This window comes from Shewanella holmiensis (assembly GCF_025370255.1).
Lineage (GTDB): Bacteria > Pseudomonadota > Gammaproteobacteria > Enterobacterales > Shewanellaceae > Shewanella > Shewanella holmiensis.
The window spans coordinates 44,409-62,988 of the sequence record NZ_JAMTCD010000009.1 but is presented as its reverse complement, the minus strand read 5'-3'; the positions used below and the strand labels follow the sequence as shown (position 1 = coordinate 62,988).

19 protein-coding genes are annotated in these 18,580 nt (G+C 42.9%); 8 read left to right on the top strand and 11 right to left on the bottom strand.

All coding sequences use genetic code 11. The features are described from left to right. Positions 1-17 precede the first annotated feature (17 nt). Positions 18-536, top strand: coding sequence for an aldolase/citrate lyase/malate synthase family protein (locus tag NE535_RS09010; protein WP_261298304.1), 519 nt, complete (start codon positions 18-20; stop codon positions 534-536). 212 nt (positions 537-748) lie between these two features. After that, a complete protein-coding gene (locus NE535_RS09005) occupies positions 749-1,681 on the top strand; it encodes a YeiH family protein (RefSeq protein ID WP_261298303.1) in 933 nt (310 codons plus the stop codon). 51 nt (positions 1,682-1,732) lie between these two features. Here NE535_RS09005 and NE535_RS09000 read toward each other — a convergent pair whose 3' ends face one another. Beyond that, entirely contained in the window at positions 1,733-1,915 is a 183-nt protein-coding gene (locus tag NE535_RS09000) for a hypothetical protein (RefSeq protein WP_261298302.1), read from the bottom strand. A gap of 93 nt (positions 1,916-2,008) precedes the next feature. Beyond that, on the bottom strand, positions 2,009-2,653 hold the full coding sequence (locus NE535_RS08995; RefSeq protein ID WP_261298301.1) for a paraquat-inducible protein A: 645 nt from the start codon (positions 2,651-2,653) through the stop codon (positions 2,009-2,011). 181 nt (positions 2,654-2,834) lie between these two features. Here NE535_RS08995 and NE535_RS08990 point away from each other — a divergent pair, with 181 nt between their 5' ends. Continuing rightward, positions 2,835-2,996, top strand: coding sequence for a globin family protein (locus tag NE535_RS08990; RefSeq protein WP_261298300.1), 162 nt, complete (start codon positions 2,835-2,837; stop codon positions 2,994-2,996). A gap of 24 nt (positions 2,997-3,020) precedes the next feature. Here the strand turns inward: NE535_RS08990 and NE535_RS08985 are convergent, their stop codons facing one another. Continuing rightward, positions 3,021-4,214: a cyclic di-GMP phosphodiesterase gene (locus tag NE535_RS08985; RefSeq protein WP_261298299.1), complete on the bottom strand. Its 1,194-nt coding sequence runs from the start codon at positions 4,212-4,214 to the stop codon at positions 3,021-3,023. Between the two features lie 348 nt (positions 4,215-4,562). Between NE535_RS08985 and NE535_RS08980 the strand changes: the two genes are divergently transcribed. Continuing rightward, positions 4,563-5,861: an isochorismate synthase gene (locus NE535_RS08980; RefSeq protein ID WP_261298376.1), complete on the top strand. Its 1,299-nt coding sequence runs from the start codon at positions 4,563-4,565 to the stop codon at positions 5,859-5,861. A gap of 74 nt (positions 5,862-5,935) precedes the next feature. Here the strand turns inward: NE535_RS08980 and NE535_RS08975 are convergent, their stop codons facing one another. After that, positions 5,936-7,537 carry an AbgT family transporter gene (locus tag NE535_RS08975; protein WP_261298298.1) on the bottom strand — a complete coding sequence of 534 codons (1,602 nt, stop codon included), beginning with the start codon at positions 7,535-7,537 and terminating at the stop codon, positions 5,936-5,938. 523 nt (positions 7,538-8,060) lie between these two features. On the opposite strand from NE535_RS08975, the gene NE535_RS08970 reads away from it, so the two are divergent. From NE535_RS08970 to NE535_RS08960, 3 genes are all read left to right on the top strand, one after another. Next, the gene (locus tag NE535_RS08970) at positions 8,061-8,579 is read left to right on the top strand and encodes a LemA family protein (protein ID WP_261298297.1); all 519 of its coding nucleotides are present in this window, start codon (positions 8,061-8,063) and stop codon (positions 8,577-8,579) included. A gap of 4 nt (positions 8,580-8,583) precedes the next feature. Further along, on the top strand, positions 8,584-9,498 hold the full coding sequence (locus tag NE535_RS08965; RefSeq protein WP_261298296.1) for a lytic transglycosylase domain-containing protein: 915 nt from the start codon (positions 8,584-8,586) through the stop codon (positions 9,496-9,498). Positions 9,499-9,606: 108 nt separating this feature from the next. Beyond that, positions 9,607-11,007: a M28 family peptidase gene (locus tag NE535_RS08960; protein ID WP_261298295.1), complete on the top strand. Its 1,401-nt coding sequence runs from the start codon at positions 9,607-9,609 to the stop codon at positions 11,005-11,007. Between the two features lie 345 nt (positions 11,008-11,352). On the opposite strand, the gene NE535_RS08955 is transcribed toward NE535_RS08960, so the two are convergent. Continuing rightward, positions 11,353-12,195, bottom strand: coding sequence for a 23S rRNA (adenine(2030)-N(6))-methyltransferase RlmJ (locus NE535_RS08955; RefSeq protein WP_261298294.1), 843 nt, complete (start codon positions 12,193-12,195; stop codon positions 11,353-11,355). A 133-nt stretch (positions 12,196-12,328) separates the two neighbouring features. On the opposite strand from NE535_RS08955, the gene NE535_RS08950 reads away from it, so the two are divergent. Beyond that, entirely contained in the window at positions 12,329-13,087 is a 759-nt protein-coding gene (locus tag NE535_RS08950; protein ID WP_261298293.1) for a class I SAM-dependent methyltransferase, read from the top strand. A gap of 195 nt (positions 13,088-13,282) precedes the next feature. Here the strand turns inward: NE535_RS08950 and NE535_RS08945 are convergent, their stop codons facing one another. The 6 genes from NE535_RS08945 to NE535_RS08920 form a co-directional block, all read right to left on the bottom strand. Then, on the bottom strand, positions 13,283-14,110 hold the full coding sequence (locus NE535_RS08945; protein WP_261298375.1) for a heme ABC transporter ATP-binding protein: 828 nt from the start codon (positions 14,108-14,110) through the stop codon (positions 13,283-13,285). A gap of 130 nt (positions 14,111-14,240) precedes the next feature. Beyond that, the gene (locus tag NE535_RS08940) at positions 14,241-15,257 is read right to left on the bottom strand and encodes a FecCD family ABC transporter permease (protein ID WP_261298292.1); all 1,017 of its coding nucleotides are present in this window, start codon (positions 15,255-15,257) and stop codon (positions 14,241-14,243) included. Between the two features lie 65 nt (positions 15,258-15,322). Beyond that, positions 15,323-16,225 (bottom strand): heme/hemin ABC transporter substrate-binding protein, encoded by a 903-nt coding sequence (locus NE535_RS08935; protein WP_261298291.1) that lies wholly within the window; start codon positions 16,223-16,225, stop codon positions 15,323-15,325. Positions 16,226-16,285: 60 nt separating this feature from the next. After that, a complete protein-coding gene (locus NE535_RS08930; protein ID WP_261298290.1) occupies positions 16,286-16,708 on the bottom strand; it encodes an ExbD/TolR family protein in 423 nt (140 codons plus the stop codon). Then, positions 16,705-17,484, bottom strand: a complete 780-nt coding sequence (locus tag NE535_RS08925) for a MotA/TolQ/ExbB proton channel family protein (protein ID WP_261298289.1) — start codon at positions 17,482-17,484, stop codon at positions 16,705-16,707. The genes NE535_RS08930 and NE535_RS08925 overlap by 4 nt, the downstream gene beginning before the upstream one ends. 21 nt (positions 17,485-17,505) lie before the next feature. Next, a complete protein-coding gene (locus tag NE535_RS08920; RefSeq protein WP_261298288.1) occupies positions 17,506-18,270 on the bottom strand; it encodes an energy transducer TonB in 765 nt (254 codons plus the stop codon). Positions 18,271-18,580 lie beyond the last annotated feature (310 nt).

Below are 18,580 nucleotides of genomic sequence, written 5' to 3'. Positions count from 1 at the left end.
AAGAAGAGGATAAGGCTATGAATATGTCTACTCAAGCAAGCACCAAAGCGACCCAAAACCTTAACCACTTCATTGGTGAGCAATTTGTGGCAACAACAAATAAATTAGATCGCACTATTAATGCGAAAGAATTGTTAGATGCCCAGTTCCCATTAGCAACAGGTTCACATCAAGATGTGACTAGCTATGTTGTTTATTACACGCACCTTTTAGCATTCTTAAAAGATGGCACTCAATGTGGATTGCAAAATCCTTGTCAATTTGTGGCATTAACCGGCCATAAAAGTGAGCCATCATCGGTGGTATTAAAAAACAATGACACCCATGTTGAGATTTGTTTTGACCGTCAAGGTGAAATTGGCAGCAATGATTTAGCTAACATTGAAGATATTCAAATTGAAATGCCAATTAAGAACCTACCAACACCTTACAAGCAGTGGATCAGCTTATTACACTCAAGCTGCAAACCTACTGAAGGTCGTTGTAAAGTGTTCACGGCTAAAGATGGTAGCGATTACGCTATGCATCAGCGCTAAGCTTAATAAATGAGCCGCGAAAACTGAAAAGCCAGTAGGTCCATCCACTGGCTTTTTTTGATCTGTATTTATTGTAATTTTGTCCAAAAAAAGTCGACGGCTGATCCTCAGTTCAAAAAAATCAATTAAAGCGTGTATCAACGGATACCAAACATCGTTTGCAATGCTTGAGCTTGCTACAATAGTGCACTGCTTATTTAATGAGTTCTCTCATGCTCAACTCAGCTACAAAAAATTATAAATTATGGCTATTCATTGTAATCGGCCTTTTTTGCTTAACGCCTTTGATATCCTCTCCAGTCGCATTATTGATGGGGTTTACCCTTGCGAGCATTGGGCTGGTACCTGAACATATTGATTTAGGTAAATGGACTAAAAAATTACTGGCCTATTCGATTGTTGGCCTAGGTTTTGGCATCAACTTACCAGAGGCCATTGAAGCCAGTAAAAATAACCTTGGTTTAATTGTCGGCTCAATCTTTTTTACCCTTATTTTAGGTTATGGCTTAGCAAAACTGCTTGGCATGGAGCCTAAAACGGGCCACTTAATTAGTTGTGGTACGGCTATTTGTGGGGGCAGTGCCATTGCGGCGGTCGCGCCAGCGATTAATGCTAAAAACGATCAAATTGCGGTGTCGTTAGCCTGTGTATTTTTGCTTAATTCCATTGCCCTATTCGTGTTTCCGACCATTGGCCATGCTTTGTCACTCAGCCAGTATGACTTTGGGGTATGGAGCGCGATTGCTATTCACGACACCTCATCGGTTGTTGGCGCAGCATCAGCTTATGGTGATGAAGCATTAAAAACGGCTACTACGGTTAAGTTGGCTCGGGCGTTGTGGATTATTCCGGTGGCATTGCTTAGTGCGTGGTTTTTTGGCGGTGATAAAAGCAAAATAAGTTTGCCTTATTTTATCTTATTTTACTGTGTGGCGATTTTAATCGCTTACTTTATCCCCCAAGGCGAGGCGGTTTATAGCTTGCTATTTATGGCGTCTAAGCATGTACTGGTATTGTGTTTATTTTTGATTGGTGCGGCTATTACGGTTAAAAAAATGCGCGCCAATGGGCCTAAACCGTTATTACTTGGGGTGCTGCTTTGGGTGGCTATTGGCTCGACGTCCTTGGCATATATCGTATTGTAAAGGCTTGATTGCTAGACTGAATAAGGCCGTATAGATGAGGTGAGTCAAGGATTAAGCGTCGTGCTGTTGAATGTGAGGCTTAGCCAATGCAAGCCAAATTAATCCACCAAATGAAACCAGTTCAATCAATGCTCGCGTTAACCCAGTAGTTTGAATCGAGGCAATAACTGCAATGATGCACAAGCTAATAATTGCGATGATTTTAAGCCGACGGGATAGCCAAAAACTTGCCATAAGTGCCTCCATTTCTATTTGAATATCTATAGAGGCATTATTGGTGAATGGATTTTATTGCGCCAATATCAAATTTAACTAACTCATAACGGATCAGTTTGATTGCATTTGCTGGTGGCTAGGAGTGGTTTGTTGCATATGAAATAAAGCATGGCTAGCAATTGAGAACAGGCAATATGCTAGAAAATAATAAAAACCAGCCTCAAAATGCGCATAAGTTTGCAATAACTCCCCCATACCCGCAGAGGCATTTCCTGCCATATAGACAATAATCAACGCCACCACAAACACATCGGCCATCGACCACTTACCCACAAAGCTAATAATGCGGTTAATAATCTGCTTCATTTTGTTTGCTATAGGGAGGCAAGCAATCAGCATCAAGGTTAATTTAAGGATAGGAATAACAATACTGAATAAACCGACTAGCACGGCAACTAAAATGTTGTTTGATTGATAAAGCTCGTTGACGGTATCTAAAATACTGCGGGTTTTACGAAATACTTCCACTTCGCCTTCAATTTGTTCTAGCCCAAACATGGACACTGCCATATCGAGCATATTGCGAGCATTGCTGTTTGGTGGGGCAGATAAATTTGTTGCTAACATCTCTAAGCCTTGGTCAACAATTGCCGCTTTTTCGATAGTGCCGTTAATGGTCAAAATGGGCTGAGTGACCCCAGGAATAAGTAAGGCGAGTGATAAGGTGATCAACAGTATGGAAAGAGTCAGTTTCATTGCCGTGGGGTGCTGGATAAATGATGGAAGTATTTTTACGTGAATAGCCGAGATTGGCTAGCGCTAATTCCAGCCAAGCTATAAGTAACCTCAATTCGGGATAATAAACGCTTACCAAACAGCCCTTTGTCTTGCTAACTGCGTTTCATTAACGTGTAATAGGCCAGATAGTGACGTATTAATGTTTGATTCGCATGTGGGACTGCATATTAGTCAGGCAGACTTTGATGCAGTAGTAGGGCATTTGATTGAAGCACTAAAGCAACAACAGATTGGCATTGCAACACGTAATGCTTTATTGGCGAAGCTTGCGCCCATGTATCAGGATATTACCTACCACTAGGTTTATTACGTTATAGGTTAACTGTTAATAAAATGGGCTAGGGTCGACATCTAAGCTACTAGGTGAAATACCACGTTCAATATTCACTTCCGCTTTTAATAAGTCCACCATCACGACATCGGTATAGCGTTTGTGTTTTAACGAATAAAAACACTTCACTATTGGGTGTAATGCATCGCGGTTTTTGGCTTCCCAGACTATGCCGACGCGTTCGTCCGATAACTGCACTAATGAGCCCACAGGATACACGCCCACACAACGAATAAATTCGTACACTAATGCTTGATCTAAATGAAATGGGGTCAAACTAATAAGAATTTTAAATGCTGCAGCAGGGCTCATGGCCTCTTTGTAGCAACGAGTTGCCGTTAAGGCATCAAAGATATCAACAATACAACTCATGCGGCCATGAAGGGGTATTTCATCGCCTTTAAGTCCTTTAGGGTATCCTCTGCCATCTAATTTCTCATGATGCATTAAACACACATCTTTACTGATTTGTGATAAGCCCTGAGTATCGTCCATAATTTCAACCGCATACGTTTGATGCAGTTTCATGTGCTCAAACTCTTCAGGGGTTAATTTACCGGGTTTATGTAATATTTTATTATCAACTTTGACTTTGCCGATATCATGTAAAATACCGCCAACAGCCATTTGGCGCAGAACATCGATATCTAATTTCAAGTGCTTACCGAAAGTAACCAGTAAGAATGCCACGTTAATAGAGTGTTCAAGTAAATAAGCATCTTTTGTACGCAGCGCTGAAATACATTTAAACGCGTCAGCATCATCCATTACCGATTCAATCATTTTGTCGGCCACGGCCTCAAAAGGCGCAACCTCTACCGCTTTGCCTTCAAACGTTTCTGAAAGTACCTTTTTTATCAACCCTTTAGCTTCACTTAAAATCTGCTTTGCTTGTGTTTGCTGAATATCACGGCTGACGATAGCTTTTTTTGCTAGTGGCTTGCCAGGTACTTCTTGGGTGGTCACTTTTTTAAGGCCGCAAGTATCCGATGAGCGTTCAACATCGACCCAAACATGTTTGATATTATTTTTAACTAATTGTGCAATAGCTGTGCGGCTTTTTATCTGGCCAGCATTAGCGATAGCAACGGTACTATTATTGCGATCGATAGCTGTGACAAACATACCAAGATTCAACTTGGGAACTGGAATCTTTATGATATTAGGAGATTCGGTAGAATCACTCATTTGGCTAGCGCCCTCAAGGTCATAATGCACTTAACGATATTTTTGAGTTATTGTTATGTGGGTCCACTGTTAAGCCTTCCTTGGGTACATTTAAACTAGCTGAGTTTATACGTATTAACAAACACAATGGTTTATAAAATAATTAATAGTATATAACATTTAGAATAGTTATATCAGTAATCCATTAATATTAGCTAATTATAGATCACAGCCTAGCTTGCTGATGATTGACAGTAAATGATTGGTTGATTAACTTGAAGCGCTTATCGCCATGAATAGGAGTCGACATTGTCAGGCCACTTTTTTAGTTCACAATTTAATGAGTTAAAGCAAAAGCTTGAACAAGTTATGCAAGCGCCTGAGATGACGCCTATTGTGCAATTATCAGTAGAAGCTCCAGCCGTGCCGCTGTTGTCGTGGTTAAGTGCACAAACACAATACCCACGAATTTATTGGCATGGCCGCGATAAAGTTGAAGAAGTGGCAGCTATTGGTCTTTGTAAGCAATTTTATTATCAAGATCAAGTAGATGACCATCAACTCGCAGCAGATTATCAAGCTCAACGTGGCAAAGGGACAAGTCAGGATTTACGTTACTATGGTGGGGTAGCATTTGACCGCACGGTAGAGTGTTGGCCCGAGTTTGGCCGAGCGCGATTTGTATTACCACGTATTGAGCTCAGACGTCGAGGTCAGAAAATAAAAATTTTGTTGAATCTTAATTTCGATAACCAAAATCGTGAATTAGAGTACCAACAAGCATTAGATGTCATCGCCAAAATTGAAAAGCCTAAACCGCTTTCCCCCCCGAATAAAACTCGGCTAATGAGCCGCAGTGATTTGCCGGATAAAGATAGATGGCGCGAGCTGGTTGAACAGGTTACACAACACAACTTCAATCAAACCACGCCCAAAGTAGTGTTGTCTCGCCAAACCCAAATTGAAATCGCCGAACAACTCGACCCCTGGACCGTGCTAGCCTGTTGGCAAGGTCGCAATCCCAATAGCTTTCAATTTGGTTTTCAATTTAGCCCAGACCGCACCTTTATTTCTTGTTCACCTGAGCGTTTATACCTGCGTCGGCAAAATGAATTGTTTACCGAAGCGTTAGCAGGAACAACCATTCGTGGACTCAATCAGGAAGAAGATGATTTATTGGCGCAACAATTACTTGATGATGTCAAAAACAGCCATGAAAACCAGTTGGTCAGGCAGCATATTGTCGATGCGCTGAAGCCGTTAAGTCAGTATGTGGGCGCAGATGAGAAAGCCAAAATATTCAAATTAACCCATATTCAGCATTTACATCGGGCCATACGTGCCGAGTTAAATGCCGGCGTAAATGATTTTGATTTATTACGCGCATTACATCCTACCCCAGCCGTGGGTGGATTACCCCGTCACAGTGCCCTAAGCTTTATTCGCCAACGAGAAGGCTATGCTCGAGGATGGTATGCAGGCGCATGTGGTTACTTTAATCATTATGAGTCAGAATTTTCAGTGGCCATTCGTAGTGCGTTAATTGAGCCGAGAAGAATTAGTTTATACGCAGGTGCTGGCGTGGTTGCAGGATCAGACCCTGATGCCGAGTGGCAAGAGTTAGAAAATAAACTGGCCACCATTTTATCCATTCTTATCGATTTTTAGCGTCCCCAAATATCCTTATTTGCCAGATAAAAAAACGCATCCTAAGATGCGTTTTTTATGTGACGTCGTTTGTTTTATGGGGTGTAGTAGGTAGCCGCATTCGGGCCTACAGGTAAGCCTAAAACAAATACCCATAGGAAGAAAAATAGCGTCCAGCCAATAAAGAACACTATGGTGTATGGCAACATAGTTGCAATCAAGGTGCCTATACCTAAGTCCTTTTTATAGCGACACGCCACCGCCAGAATCAAACCGAAATAACTCATCATAGGGGTGATTAAGTTTGTCACTGAATCACCAATTCGATACGCCGCTTGAATGGTTTCAGGCGCATATCCTACCAACATCAACATAGGTACAAAAATCGGTGCGGTAACGGCCCATTGCGCCGAAGCACTGCCAAGCATCAGGTTGATAAAGCCACACAGCATAATAAATAACACAAACACTAGCGGGCCCGTTAGGCCAATTGCGTTTAATGCTTGAGCTCCACCAACCGCTAGTACCGCACCTAAGTTAGTCCAATTGAAAAAGGCCACAAACTGAGCGGCAAAAAACACCAATACAATATACATGCCCATAGTGCTCATGCTGTGCGACATTGCATTAATGACATCGACATCCTTTTTCATGGTGCCAACCACTTTACCGTAAACCAAACCAGGAATGGCAAAGCCTATAAAGATAAAGGCGACAATCCCTTTTAAGAATGGCGACCCTGCCACAAGACCCGTTTCAGGGTGACGCAACGGCCCATTTTCAGGGATGATCGTTAAGGCTAATAAAGCTGAAAAAGCGATGGCTGCTAACGCTGCCATTTTTAGGCCGCGCTTTTCAATATCATTAACCTTGTCCATAGTTTGATCGTCTAAATCGCTGGCCTCACTGGCATCATATTTACCCAGTTTAGGCTCAACAATTTTTTCAGTGACTAGACCACCTAATAAAGTAATTAAAAATGTCGATGCAAACATAAAGTACCAATTAACCTCAGGGCCAACGGTATATTCAGGGTCAATCATTTGTGCTGCAGCTTCGGTAATACCCGATAATAATGGGTCTACCGTGCCAAGTAACAAGTTAGCACTGTAACCGCCCGACACCCCTGCAAAGGCGGCAGCCAATCCGGCTAAAGGATGACGTCCTAGCGAGTGGAAAATCATGGCCGCCATTGGAATTAGCACCACATAGCCAAGTTCTGCAGCCGTGTTAGAGATAATGCCTGCAAAAACGATGGTGTAAGTGACTAGTCTTTTTGATGATCCCATGACCAATAAGCGCATCGCGGCTGATAATAGGCCTGAGCGCTCTGCAATACCTACACCTAATAAGGCAACCAGTACCGTTCCTAAGGGGGTAAAGCCAGTAAAGTTAGTCACCAACCCCGACACAATACGCTGTAATCCTTCGGCACTCAGTAAACTGACTACGTGAATTAAACCATCAGGGCTTCTACCTGAAGTACCTTCCGGGCGCGGGTCAATCACTGATAAGTCAAAGTAGCCTGCTATGCCACTGGCGACGATCACCGCCACACAAAATAGAGCAAATAAGGTAATAGGGTGAGGGAGAAAATTGCCTAAACGTTCGACAATGTTTAAAAAGCGAACAAATCCGCCACTAGAGGCGAGATCAGAAGGGTTTGCCTTGTTATTTGTTTGGTGTGATTGCGTCATTGTTTTCCTTCATTCGGCTTTCCTGATACCTATCAATATATTAATGATTTTTATTCTATGGGGTATCAGAGCGATTGTTAGTATTTGGCCAATTTACAAGCTTACAGAGCAAGGGTTAACTGAAACTTAATTTATATTGGGCCAATATGTGAGGTTGGTTGTTAAAGTTAGCTTAAGGTTGGATAACTAGCGGTTAAGTCTTAGATAGGTTGGTTAAATGTATGATGTAAATTGAAAGGTGGGTTAAAAAGTGCTCATCGTAGTCATGCATTTACTTTGCTGTTTATTATGAGTTTTTTTAATGATGTGAGTTTTTTTATCTACACATATTGCGCCAATGCTTGCTAAGCAATCAATTTAAATCAAATGCGATAAAATTGTTTATTTTGTCAGTCAAATGTTATGGTACGTTGATTGGTGTCAGTAAATATAGTCGTTACTTCACTGAGATTTAAGTGAAATATTGGTTAATTTATGCTTATTATTAGACATAAAAACAAAAATCATCATTAAGGAAAAAATCATGCAAGCATTGCTGCTGAGTATGAGCTTAGCTGTTATTCTCTGCTACCTTTGGTATGCCAGCCTTATTAAAAAGCGTCAGTCAGCTATTGATTCTCTTACCGTTTTGAATCAAAAAATCGATGATCGACTTGCGCTGTTAACTCAACTTTCTAACGTTAGCCAGCAGCATCAACCGCTTGATGCAGAACAAACCACGCAATGGCAGCAATTGCATGAGCTAAATACTAACAGTGTTTGGTCTCAACAAATTGACCAACATTTACCGGAGATTTTAGCTGTGTGGTCAAGCATGGATATCTTGCAAAAAGCGCTGTTTTCAAACTTGCATGGTGATGTGTTAGATGAACAACTGGTTAACGACTATTTACAATTAGAACTGGATTACCAAAACGCCAGTGAGTTTTATAACCAAGCCGTGACCGATTTAAACCAAGGGGTAAAAATGTTCCCAGGTTCTGTGGTCGCCAAATTAGCCAAAGTGACCGCAATGCCAATACTTACTGTCGCAGTTGGGTAATATTGTGAATCCCCTTGCGGTTACCATGGTGAAGCAGATAAAACATCGCCATATGCTGACAATATTTAGCTATGGTGTGTGTTTGTTATTCACGCCTATCAGCCTGGCTGCAGATGAGCCCGCTAAAAAACCTGTCATCAAAGCTATTTATAAAGCTGAAATACCTTCCATTGCTGACGACAAACCACAACTGAGTTTGTTTCCCGATTTAAATCAGCTGGCGGTAACGCCCACAAGTCACGCCACTGCGGCGCTTAAATCTGCAGTGATATTGGATAATGGTTACCCATTGCCTAAACCTGAACCGAATAAAGCGGCTAAAAAGCGTGTTAAGGCAAGTTATTCTGAACATGGAATTTTGTCTGATTTGGGCGTAGAAAAACGCAAAGTGTACCAATATGAAAAAAACGGAATTACCGTTTTCAGTGATAACCAGCCTGCTCAAGGTGACTTTCGTATTCATTTATATGAATGCTTTGCTTGCCGTCCAGATTCGACCATTGATTGGTACCATATTCCGTTATTTACCAAAGAATACGCTGCTGTTATTAGCAATGCCGCTAAACGTTACCAACTTGAGCCTGCATTGATCCGCGCTGTGATCCATGCGGAATCTGCATTTCGTACTAATGTGGTATCCAACGCGGGAGCGATGGGGTTAATGCAATTAATGCCCGGTACTGCTAAAGACATGCAGGTGTCCAATGCTTTTCATGCAGAGCAAAATATTAATGGTGGCAGCCGCTATTTGGCCCAGCTGTTAGGGCAATTTAATGGCGATATCGATTTAGCGTGTGCAGCCTATAATGCCGGGCCTACCAACGTTGAGCATTACCAGGGAATTCCGCCTTTTCCTGAAACTCAGGCTTACGTGCAAAGGGTAAGAATTCTCTACAGTCGTTACCGCAAGGCCAGTTAATAATAAATGCTTGAAGTGATTCAGGACGATTAGCTTCATATTGAACACCCAACAGGATTAAGTAAGCACTGACCGAAAAGGTGCCTTGCGCTAATAATAGGAATGTTTATGACTTTTTCTCGTCCAGTGTCATCGTTAGTGGCAACCCTCGCCAGTGTATTACTCGCCTCAACGTTGCAGGCTAATCCTGCTTCAACCTCCAGCTTCGCAGCACCATCCCAAGAAGACATGCGCTTATACGATATCGCCAACGCACCACAAGCACAGCGTTTAGAAGATGATGTTCGTAAACTGGTCAGTTTTGGTACCCGTCACACTTTATCAGACACCCGTTCGACCACCCAGGGGATAGGCGCTGCAAGACGTTGGATAGAAGCCGAATTTAACCGCATATCAAAAGACTGTGGTGGCTGCTTAGAAGTGATTACCGTCAGTGATACTGTGCAAGGGAAGCGTATTGCCAAGCCAACCGAAGTGGTTAATGTGATTGCCATTCAGCGAGGTAAAACCGACCCGAAACGTGTTGTGATGATGAGCGGTGATATTGATTCACGGGTATCAGATGTACTTGACGCTACCTCTATTTCGCCCGGTGCAAACGATAATGCCTCTGGTGTAGCGGGTGCGATTGAAGCCGCTAGGGTGTTATCGCAATATCAATTTAATGGCACTATCGTGTATGCCGCCTTGTCAGGTGAAGAGCAGGGTTTACACGGTGGAGATATTCTTGCTAATTATGCTAAAAGTCAGGGCTGGCAAGTTCAAGCGGTATTAAATAACGACATGATCGGCAATATTGCGGGCATTAACGGCGTGGTAAACAATGCTACCGTGCGGGTATTTTCTGAGGGAGTGCGTTTTGTTGAAACCACAGATGAAGCTAAAGAGCGTTACTTTAGTGGGGGTGAGAACGATTCTGCATCACGCAATTTGGCTCGCAATATTAAAAATTTAGTTGATCAGTACATGACCAATTTAGATGTCATGTTGGTGTATCGCCTAGACAGATTTGGCCGTGGAGGGCATCATTTACCCTTTAATAAAGCGGGTTTTCCTGCGGTGCGAGTGATGGAAACCAATGAGCACTATGATCGTCAACATCAAGATCTTCGCACTGAAAACGGCATTGAATATGGCGATGTAATTGAAGGTGTCGATTTTGATTTTACTGCTAAATTAACCGCCCTAAACGCCATTAGTTTAGCATCAATGTCCTGGGCGCCCGCGCCGCCAACAGGCGTGAGTATTAAAGGCCAGGTTTCACCCGACACCACATTAAATTGGGCTAACACTGCTGATAAAACCGTGGTGGGTTATCGTGTTTATTGGCGTTTAACCACCGAGCCAGAGTGGACACATAGCCGTTATGTGGGCAATGTGACTGAATTTACCCTCAATAATAGGGTAATTGATAATTATCTTTTTGGTGTTGCCAGTGTGGCCGCCAACGGCAATGTTAGCCCTGTGGTATTTCCTGGTGCGGCTGGCGCATTTTTTAAACCGATTTAATGATTAACTTAAGGACGATGATGAGCAAAAGGATTTTACTGCTATGCCTACTGGTACCGATACTAACAGCTTGTTCTGCGCGAACTGCTACAAATGCTGGTAGCGACTTAGTTATTGGTGCATATGAAAACGAAGAAAAAAGGGAAGTTGCAGAGTCTCGTCCTGGAAGTCATTCTTCGAGTAATAATACCCGTAAGGATGTAACAGCAGGAGTTTTTAGTGCGATATTCGGGGCACTTTCTCGGACGTTAAATGGCGATTAGCAAGTTGATGTAACGGCACTGAAATAGTAAAAAAGCCCATGTAATTTGCATTGCATGGGCTTTTTTATAAAGTGCTAAATCACTATTCTGGCACTTCTTGTTTCACCACGGTTTTACCACCGCTATGGCCTAAACGGCGCTCTAGGTAGTTCAGCATTTCTTTAGCGGCAACATCTAATTGCCAAGGTGGATTAATAATCCATAACCCTGCGGCGGTCATGCCAAATTCATTACTATCCGGCTTAATCGCTTGCTCAACACGTAACTGATTTTTAATGCCGCTGGTGGCTAGTATTTTCAACATAGATTCAGTTTGCGCTCTATCAACTACCGGATACCACAACATAAACACCCCAGTCGCAAAGCGTTTGTGCGCTTTAATAATCGCATGAGCCACATCTTGGTAGTCGGTTTTTATTTCATAGCTTGGGTCGATTAATATCACCCCACGACGCTCAGGAGGTGGAACCGCGGCGATTAAACCTTGTAATCCATCGCCTTTAATCACTCTAACTTGTTTATCTTGATCAAAATATTCTTCAAGCAATTCATGATCAGTACTATGTAACTCATGGAGTACCATGCGGTCTTTAGGGCGTAATTCAGCATCAACAAAACTCGGTGAGCCCGGATAAACGGTGAGTTGATCGAACTCGCCATTAAAAATTTTTACCGCTTCAACATAGTCCGCTAACGCCGTCGGTAATTTGTTGGCATCCCATAATTTAGCTACGCCATCTAGGTACTCTCCGGTTTTTTGTGCAAACTCATCATTTAATGAGTAAGCCCCCGCTCCAGCATGGGTATCGATGTACACGTATGGCTTGTCTTTTTTCTGCATGGCTTTTAGCACTTGCAGCAACATTGAATGTTTAAGTACATCGGCATAATTGCCGGCATGATATCCGTGGCGGTAACTTAGCATGAGATATTCCAAAAAGTGGCAGCGTTGACTGCAAGATAGCTGCATTATAAGTTTTCTTGCGGGTAAGGTATAGGTATTCACTGCGGTAGCGTTTTGGCATAATAGCGATATTGCCCTTTAAGTAGATAACACAGTGACCGCGATTTATTTCAATCAACAGTACCCAAGCCTTGTCGATATTTGCCAAAGATGGTCACTCCATTACGATCAAAATGCCCCTTTTGAGCTACGTTTTGAGCAAAACCAATTAACCCTACACAAACGGGATGAGCCAAAACTGGACGGTATCATAGTTGATTTTGTCACAGGTGCTGTCGCCCATAGGCGTAAATTTGGCGGGGGACGAGGGCAAACTATCGCTAAAGCAGTAGGGTTAAAACAAGGTGTATCGCCAACTGTGGTTGATGGCACTGCCGGTTTAGGGCGTGATGCATTTGTGTTAGCGAGTTTAGGTTGTAAGGTGATAATGGTTGAGCGGCATCCTGTCGTGGCTGCGTTATTAGAAGACGGCTTACGCCGAGCTTATGAAGATGCCGAAATTGGCCAGTGGATGAATGAACGAATGAGCCTGTTTCATGGTTCCAGCATTACCGCATTAGCAGATGCAGCCAAAGCCAGTGGCACAGAAATTGACGTAGTGTATCTTGACCCTATGTACCCACACCGTGAAAAATCGGCCCTAGTTAAAAAAGAAATGCGTGTGTTTCAAACCTTAGTTGGCGCAGACTTGGATGCCGATGGTCTGTTAGCACCAGCAATGCAATTAGCCACAAAACGCGTGGCAGTGAAGCGTCCTGACTATGCCGAAGATCTTGATGGCGCCAAACCCAGTATGGTTATCGCCAGTAAGAAAAATCGCTTTGATGTGTATGTTAAATCCGCAATGAAGTAATTCTATTTAAAGTGGTCTCTGAGGGTTGTCAAAAAAATTTTGAATAAGCATAGACGGTAGTGGAGTTTGCCATTCTTGTTGTGTTTTAGAATGCTGTTGAGCTAAAACGAATGCTCTTGGTATCTCGTGAAGCAGGGTCTCCATTCAGACGGTTCTCCCGGCTGAAGTCGATATGATGACACTATTTAACTAAAGCTAAAAAATCAGAGGCAGTTTATTGTTAGGGTCGATCACTAATGTGGGTTTGTAGTGCCAGACTTTTTCGATGATGTCAGCAGTTAATGCCTCGGCAGGTTTACCATCACTGACCACTTCACCTTGTTCTAAAATCACTAATCTATCTGCATAGCGGCAGGCTTGATTTAAATCGTGCAGGACTACTATCACGCAATAGTTGTGCTTATGGGCTAATGTATGTGCTAATTCGAGTACTCTGTGCTGTTGGGCTAAATCTAACGCAGAAGTGGGCTCATCGAGTAATAAAATGGGTGTACTTTCAGCTTGTGCCAATTGTGTTAGCACGCGGGCTAATTGCACTCGTTGCTTTTCACCGCCAGAAAGGGTGGGATAACTGCGGTATTTAAGTGCAGATAACGCAACCTGTTGCAACTGTTTATCAACTATCTCCAGCCCTTGCTGTTGGCTGATGGATAATGGGTATAAACCCATTTGTACCACTTCATGCACTTTAAACGGAAAGGTCAGCGACGCATGTTGCGGTAACACGGCTAATGACTTGGCTAATTCGGCTCGATTCCAGTTGTGTAGCGGTTTGCCTAGCATGGAGATGCTACCTGCTGACAGTTCAGTTTCTTGGCACAAGCTTTTCAATAACGTGGATTTCCCGGCGCCATTGGGGCCTAATAATGCAGTGACTTGGCCTGGCATAATCTCAAGATTGATATCATTTAATACTGGTTTTTTGCCAATATGCACCGAGAGGTTATTGATACTGACGACAGCATTTTCAGTTGCGGAACTTGAGGTCGAGCTCTCGGTCTCAGCAGACTTTTGTTCAGGCATAAAAGTCGCACTTTTTCTATCTGCAGGTGCTGATTCAACAGGCTTTAAACCAGCAAGTGCTAAACCTGTTACTTGAGGTTCCGACGGATATGTTTTAAACATAGATTTACATTCAAGGTTTCTTAGCATGTTACACCAACTTATTACGTTGTTTGAGTAATAAAATGATAAAGAATGGTGCACCTAAAAGTGCCGTCACTAAACCAACAGGTAATTCAGAAGGGGCAACAATGGAGCGCGCACCAATATCGGCGACCACTAAAATTGCTGCGCCTAACATGGCGCTTAATGGCAGCAATAAACGGTGATCTGGGCCAATGATCATTCTGACTAAATGAGGTACGACTAACCCAATAAAGCCAATTATTCCCGTTGCAGCAACGGCAATACCCACTCCGATAGCACACAGTACAATCAGTTTAAGTTTGAGTTTATCGACATCCAGACCAAGATGACGAGCTTCGGCCTCACCAAGTAATAAAGCATTTAAGGCTTTGGCGCTTTGATTGAATTGCCAGCTGATTACCGCTAATGCAATTAAGCTTAAAATGACGTAATGCCACTGCGCGCCAGCCACTGAGCCCATCTGCCATAAAGTTAAGTCTCTTAACGCCATGTCATTGGCCATATAGGTCAATACGCCAATACCTGCTCCCGCAAGCGCGGCCACAGCAACGCCAGATAAAAGTAGTAGCACGACGGAAGTTCCACTCGGACTTGCGGCTAAACGATAAACAATTAAGGTCGTCGCAAGGCCAGCAACAAAGGCACTAAAAGCAACTAAGTATTCACCGCCATTAGGAAATAACACGATACAAATTGCCGCGCCCAATGCCGCGCCAGAAGAGACACCAATAATGCCAGGATCAGCTAGCGGGTTTCGAAATAACCCCTGCATCACTGCACCACATTGTGCCAGTGTGGCACCGACCGCTAAGGCTAAAATTGTCCGCGGCAAACGGACATTATTAATCACCAATTGCTCATGGGGAGCCACTGATGCCAACTCTTGACCTGTTGCCCAGTTCACCATGGCATTAAAGCTGGTGTACGGGCTAATTTGTAATGGTCCGATGCTGACGGACAATAGGCTTGTTATCACCAAACCAGTTAGTAAACAGGGCCAAAGCCAACGTTGATTTTCCATGTTAAATCCTAATAAAACGGATTGTTATAGTGAATGTCATCACCACTTTGATGGTCATGATGCCGCTATCGCTTTTTAATGCTAATAAAATCGCTAGCGAGGTCATCTGCAGCTGTGATGGCACTTAATCCTAAACCACCAATTAACGCTTGAGATGGCAGTTTTTTAATGTGTTGATGTTCACCAGCTGGGGTGTGCGCAAGCAATGGCATGGCTTTCAATAATTCAGCAACAGGGTCGCTTGATTCACTATCGCTGCGGTTTGAAATTAGAATCACATCGGGTTGTAGTGCTAAAATACCTTCCTGAGACACACTTTTATAACCGTCAAAACCAGCAATGTTTTGTCCGCCAGCGAGGTTAATAATGATGTCTGCAGCGGTATCGTTGCCGCCTACACGTGCAGGTCTATCAGGTTGTAATAGCAAAAATAACACCTTTGGCGCATTGCCTAGTTCTTTGAGTTTTTGCTGTTTTGAATCTAATTGATTAAAGGACAAATCAATTTTTTGTTTTAGCGCAGCCGCCTGAGATTCACGATTAAGTAACTTGCCCATTTGCTCAATGTTACTGACGAGCTCTGCTCTGGTATTGGCGCAGGGTAAAGAAACCACTTCAACTTTGGCATTGCTTAATACTTCAAGGGTAGTTTTAGGTCCCATGGCTTCGGAACCTAATAGGATCGTCGGCGATAAGGCTAAAATACCTTCCGCAGATAACATGCGGTGATACCCAAGTTTGGCAACGGAATTCAACTCTTCAGGGATTTGGCTTGTAGAATCTACACCCACTAATTCATTACTTGCATCCAGTGCTATCACTAACTCTGTAATGCCTGCGCCAGCACTGACTACGCGATTTTCTGCTATAGCACTTTGGCTTAATAGGGCACTTGAAAGCAGCATGCTTGCTGTCATCAAGCGCGTCAGTAATGAGTGTTTAGTATTGAACATTGATTGCTTAAGCATAATTAACTCCGAATTAATAAAATCGCTGGAACATTCCTAAGTGGATTGATAAAAGATGATTTAGGGTTCCATTAAAATTTGGGTATTAGTGATTTGTTGTCGCTGAAGTAATGCCAATACCGTCATTAATGGCTGAACAGGGGCATTTTTATCCGCAGCGACAACCACATTGATATCTGGTGACGCATCCAAGACTTGGATGAATGCGGCTTCGAATTGGTCGAAATTGTCAAATTGCTTAGCATCTAATGCCCAATGGGGCGCATCAGTTAAAATATTGATTGAAATATGCTGTTTTTGAGACAAGCCCGTTAAGGTTGAGTCTGTTTCTGTTGGTACATCCACAGGCAATGTCAGCAATTGGCTATTGGCTGTGAGTAGTAAAAAAACCAACACAATAAAAATGATGTCGATAAGTGGGGTGAGATCAATTCCTACATTGAGCTGAGCTGAAGCCCCAGCTTGTCCGTCTGCGCTGATCATCTGTTTGACTCCGCCAACGTCGCAGGCGCTGCGATAGAGGCTGTTGCTTCTGTAGTGGTATTAACTGCGTTTTGATTTAAAGCATTGCCTTTAAGACAAGGTGCATTGGCGCCACATGGGGTATCACAACCAATGTTTAATGCTTGATCAAAGCCGTCTAACCATAGGTTCATTTGGTTTAGGACGTGGGCAATTCTGTTGCAACGTTTTTCGGCCCAAAGTGACAGTAAGTGCGCCATTGTGATGGCTGGCACGGCAATGATTAAACCTGCCGCCGTTGTATTCATCGCGAGCCCCAAGCCTTTTGCCAGTTGCGATGGGGTCACGGGGCCATCAGATAACCCTAGTTGACTAAACATTTCAATCAGGCCAAGCACTGTACCTAAAAGACCAAGCAGAGGAGTGATAACACCAATAATCTGCAATACCTTAAGCCCAGATTGCAGCTTTTCTTTTTGCTTAAGTAACCATAAATTTAAGATTTCTTCGCGCATTGAACGAGGTTGGTCATATTGGGATAGCAAGAGTGCTGTGCCCTTGGCAAGCATGCTACGACCTTTGCTTAATAAGGTAATTAGCTGCTGCCTTTGTTCAGGAGTGGCGCTGCGAGTTTGTTGTCTTAACTCGGTTAGCCAAACATCCCGTTTTAATAGTTCATTACCTAATAAAGCGAGTCGCTCAAGGATGATCAATAAGGCTAAAAATGCACAGATAAATAGCGGCCAAGTTAAGTAACCTAACTGCTCTGACAGTTGTAGATATAATGGTTGAGACATGTTAATTCCCTATATTCAGGCTTAATGTAAAGCGAACTTCACAGGTACTCTGACGGTATAAGCTATCGCTGTTTGTGGCGATGGCGCGGCAAATTGCCATTGCTCAACAGCTTTAATAGCTGCAGCATCGAGTAGGCTGTAACCTGAACTATCGACGAGGGTAAGCGAGAGTTGCTCACCTATTTGATTAAACATGACTTCCACTGTCGCGGTGCCTTCAAAGCCACGTTTACGAGCCTTTTTAGGGTAATTGGGTTGTGCTGGTGGCGCTGCAAATGTTGGTTGTTGCAATGCAACTGTTTTTTGGGTGACTCCCTGTTTAGCGTCGACTTGCTGTTGATTGTGAGGCGCACTGGCATCTGTACTGGCAACTTCTGTTACTTCGGCAGGTGGTTGCACAGCTATTTCAGGTTCAGCTGTTTCTGCCCTAGAAGTTTCAGGATTAGAAATTGAGGATTTAGACAATGAGGGTTTAGCTTCTTCAATTTTGGTAATGACTTTCTCTGCTACAGGATTTTTAGGAGCAGCTTTAACCACAGGTTCAGGTTTAATTTCAGCTTTAGGCTGAGTAATGTGCTTTGGTTGTTTCAATTCTTCTAGAGTGTTTTCGATAACTGTTGCTTGTGTGCTTGCTTGCATGGCAATCATGACTCTGACAGCTTTATTTGAACCCATTGCTGTACCTTCAGATAACTGAATCGATGGCTCACTATTTTGAGAGGCGAGCACCCCTCCTTGGATTAAAACTGTTAAACATCCGAAAGCAAAATATCGTTTAGGTGTCATCTGAAATATTCTTCTACAACATCAACGTGGTCAAATGTCGAACATATCTAAATGAAGCAATTAGTTAGCTTTGAACCTTTACATTATTTACAAAGCTATTAATAACAATTAGTTAGGTTCTTCCTTTATCTTTATTGGTTTAAATGTACAGTAAGTTGAATGAGATCGCAAATGATAATGATTTTCATTTGATCTAAATTTTGTTCTCAGGTAAAGTGCGACAAATAGTTCGTCAAAGATACACTTTGTGCTGATATTTTTCCTACTGCTTGGTGATTTACGAGTACTAATACCGCAGTGACTAGCACAC

Excerpts from the sequence above, each read along its gene's own strand:
- NE535_RS08985 (WP_261298299.1), bottom strand. The coding sequence starts at position 4,214 with ATGAGTGATTCTACCGAATCTCCTAATATCATAAAGATTCCAGTTCCC.
- NE535_RS08945 (WP_261298375.1), bottom strand. The coding sequence starts at position 14,110 with ATGCCTGAACAAAAGTCTGCTGAGACCGAGAGCTCGACCTCAAGTTCC.
- NE535_RS08940 (WP_261298292.1), bottom strand. The coding sequence starts at position 15,257 with ATGGAAAATCAACGTTGGCTTTGGCCCTGTTTACTAACTGGTTTGGTG.
- NE535_RS08930 (WP_261298290.1), bottom strand. The coding sequence starts at position 16,708 with ATGATCAGCGCAGACGGACAAGCTGGGGCTTCAGCTCAGCTCAATGTA.
- NE535_RS08980 (WP_261298376.1), top strand. The coding sequence starts at position 4,563 with ATGCAAGCGCCTGAGATGACGCCTATTGTGCAATTATCAGTAGAAGCT.
- NE535_RS09010 (WP_261298304.1), top strand. The coding sequence starts at position 18 with ATGAATATGTCTACTCAAGCAAGCACCAAAGCGACCCAAAACCTTAAC.
- NE535_RS09005 (WP_261298303.1), top strand. The coding sequence starts at position 749 with ATGCTCAACTCAGCTACAAAAAATTATAAATTATGGCTATTCATTGTA.
- NE535_RS08960 (WP_261298295.1), top strand. The coding sequence starts at position 9,607 with ATGACTTTTTCTCGTCCAGTGTCATCGTTAGTGGCAACCCTCGCCAGT.
- NE535_RS08920 (WP_261298288.1), bottom strand. The coding sequence starts at position 18,270 with ATGACACCTAAACGATATTTTGCTTTCGGATGTTTAACAGTTTTAATC.
- NE535_RS09000 (WP_261298302.1), bottom strand. The coding sequence starts at position 1,915 with ATGGCAAGTTTTTGGCTATCCCGTCGGCTTAAAATCATCGCAATTATT.
- NE535_RS08970 (WP_261298297.1), top strand. The coding sequence starts at position 8,061 with ATGCAAGCATTGCTGCTGAGTATGAGCTTAGCTGTTATTCTCTGCTAC.
- NE535_RS08935 (WP_261298291.1), bottom strand. The coding sequence starts at position 16,225 with ATGCTTAAGCAATCAATGTTCAATACTAAACACTCATTACTGACGCGC.
- NE535_RS08955 (WP_261298294.1), bottom strand. The coding sequence starts at position 12,195 with ATGCTAAGTTACCGCCACGGATATCATGCCGGCAATTATGCCGATGTA.
- NE535_RS08990 (WP_261298300.1), top strand. The coding sequence starts at position 2,835 with ATGTTTGATTCGCATGTGGGACTGCATATTAGTCAGGCAGACTTTGAT.
- NE535_RS08995 (WP_261298301.1), bottom strand. The coding sequence starts at position 2,653 with ATGAAACTGACTCTTTCCATACTGTTGATCACCTTATCACTCGCCTTA.
- NE535_RS08925 (WP_261298289.1), bottom strand. The coding sequence starts at position 17,484 with ATGTCTCAACCATTATATCTACAACTGTCAGAGCAGTTAGGTTACTTA.
- NE535_RS08975 (WP_261298298.1), bottom strand. The coding sequence starts at position 7,537 with ATGACGCAATCACACCAAACAAATAACAAGGCAAACCCTTCTGATCTC.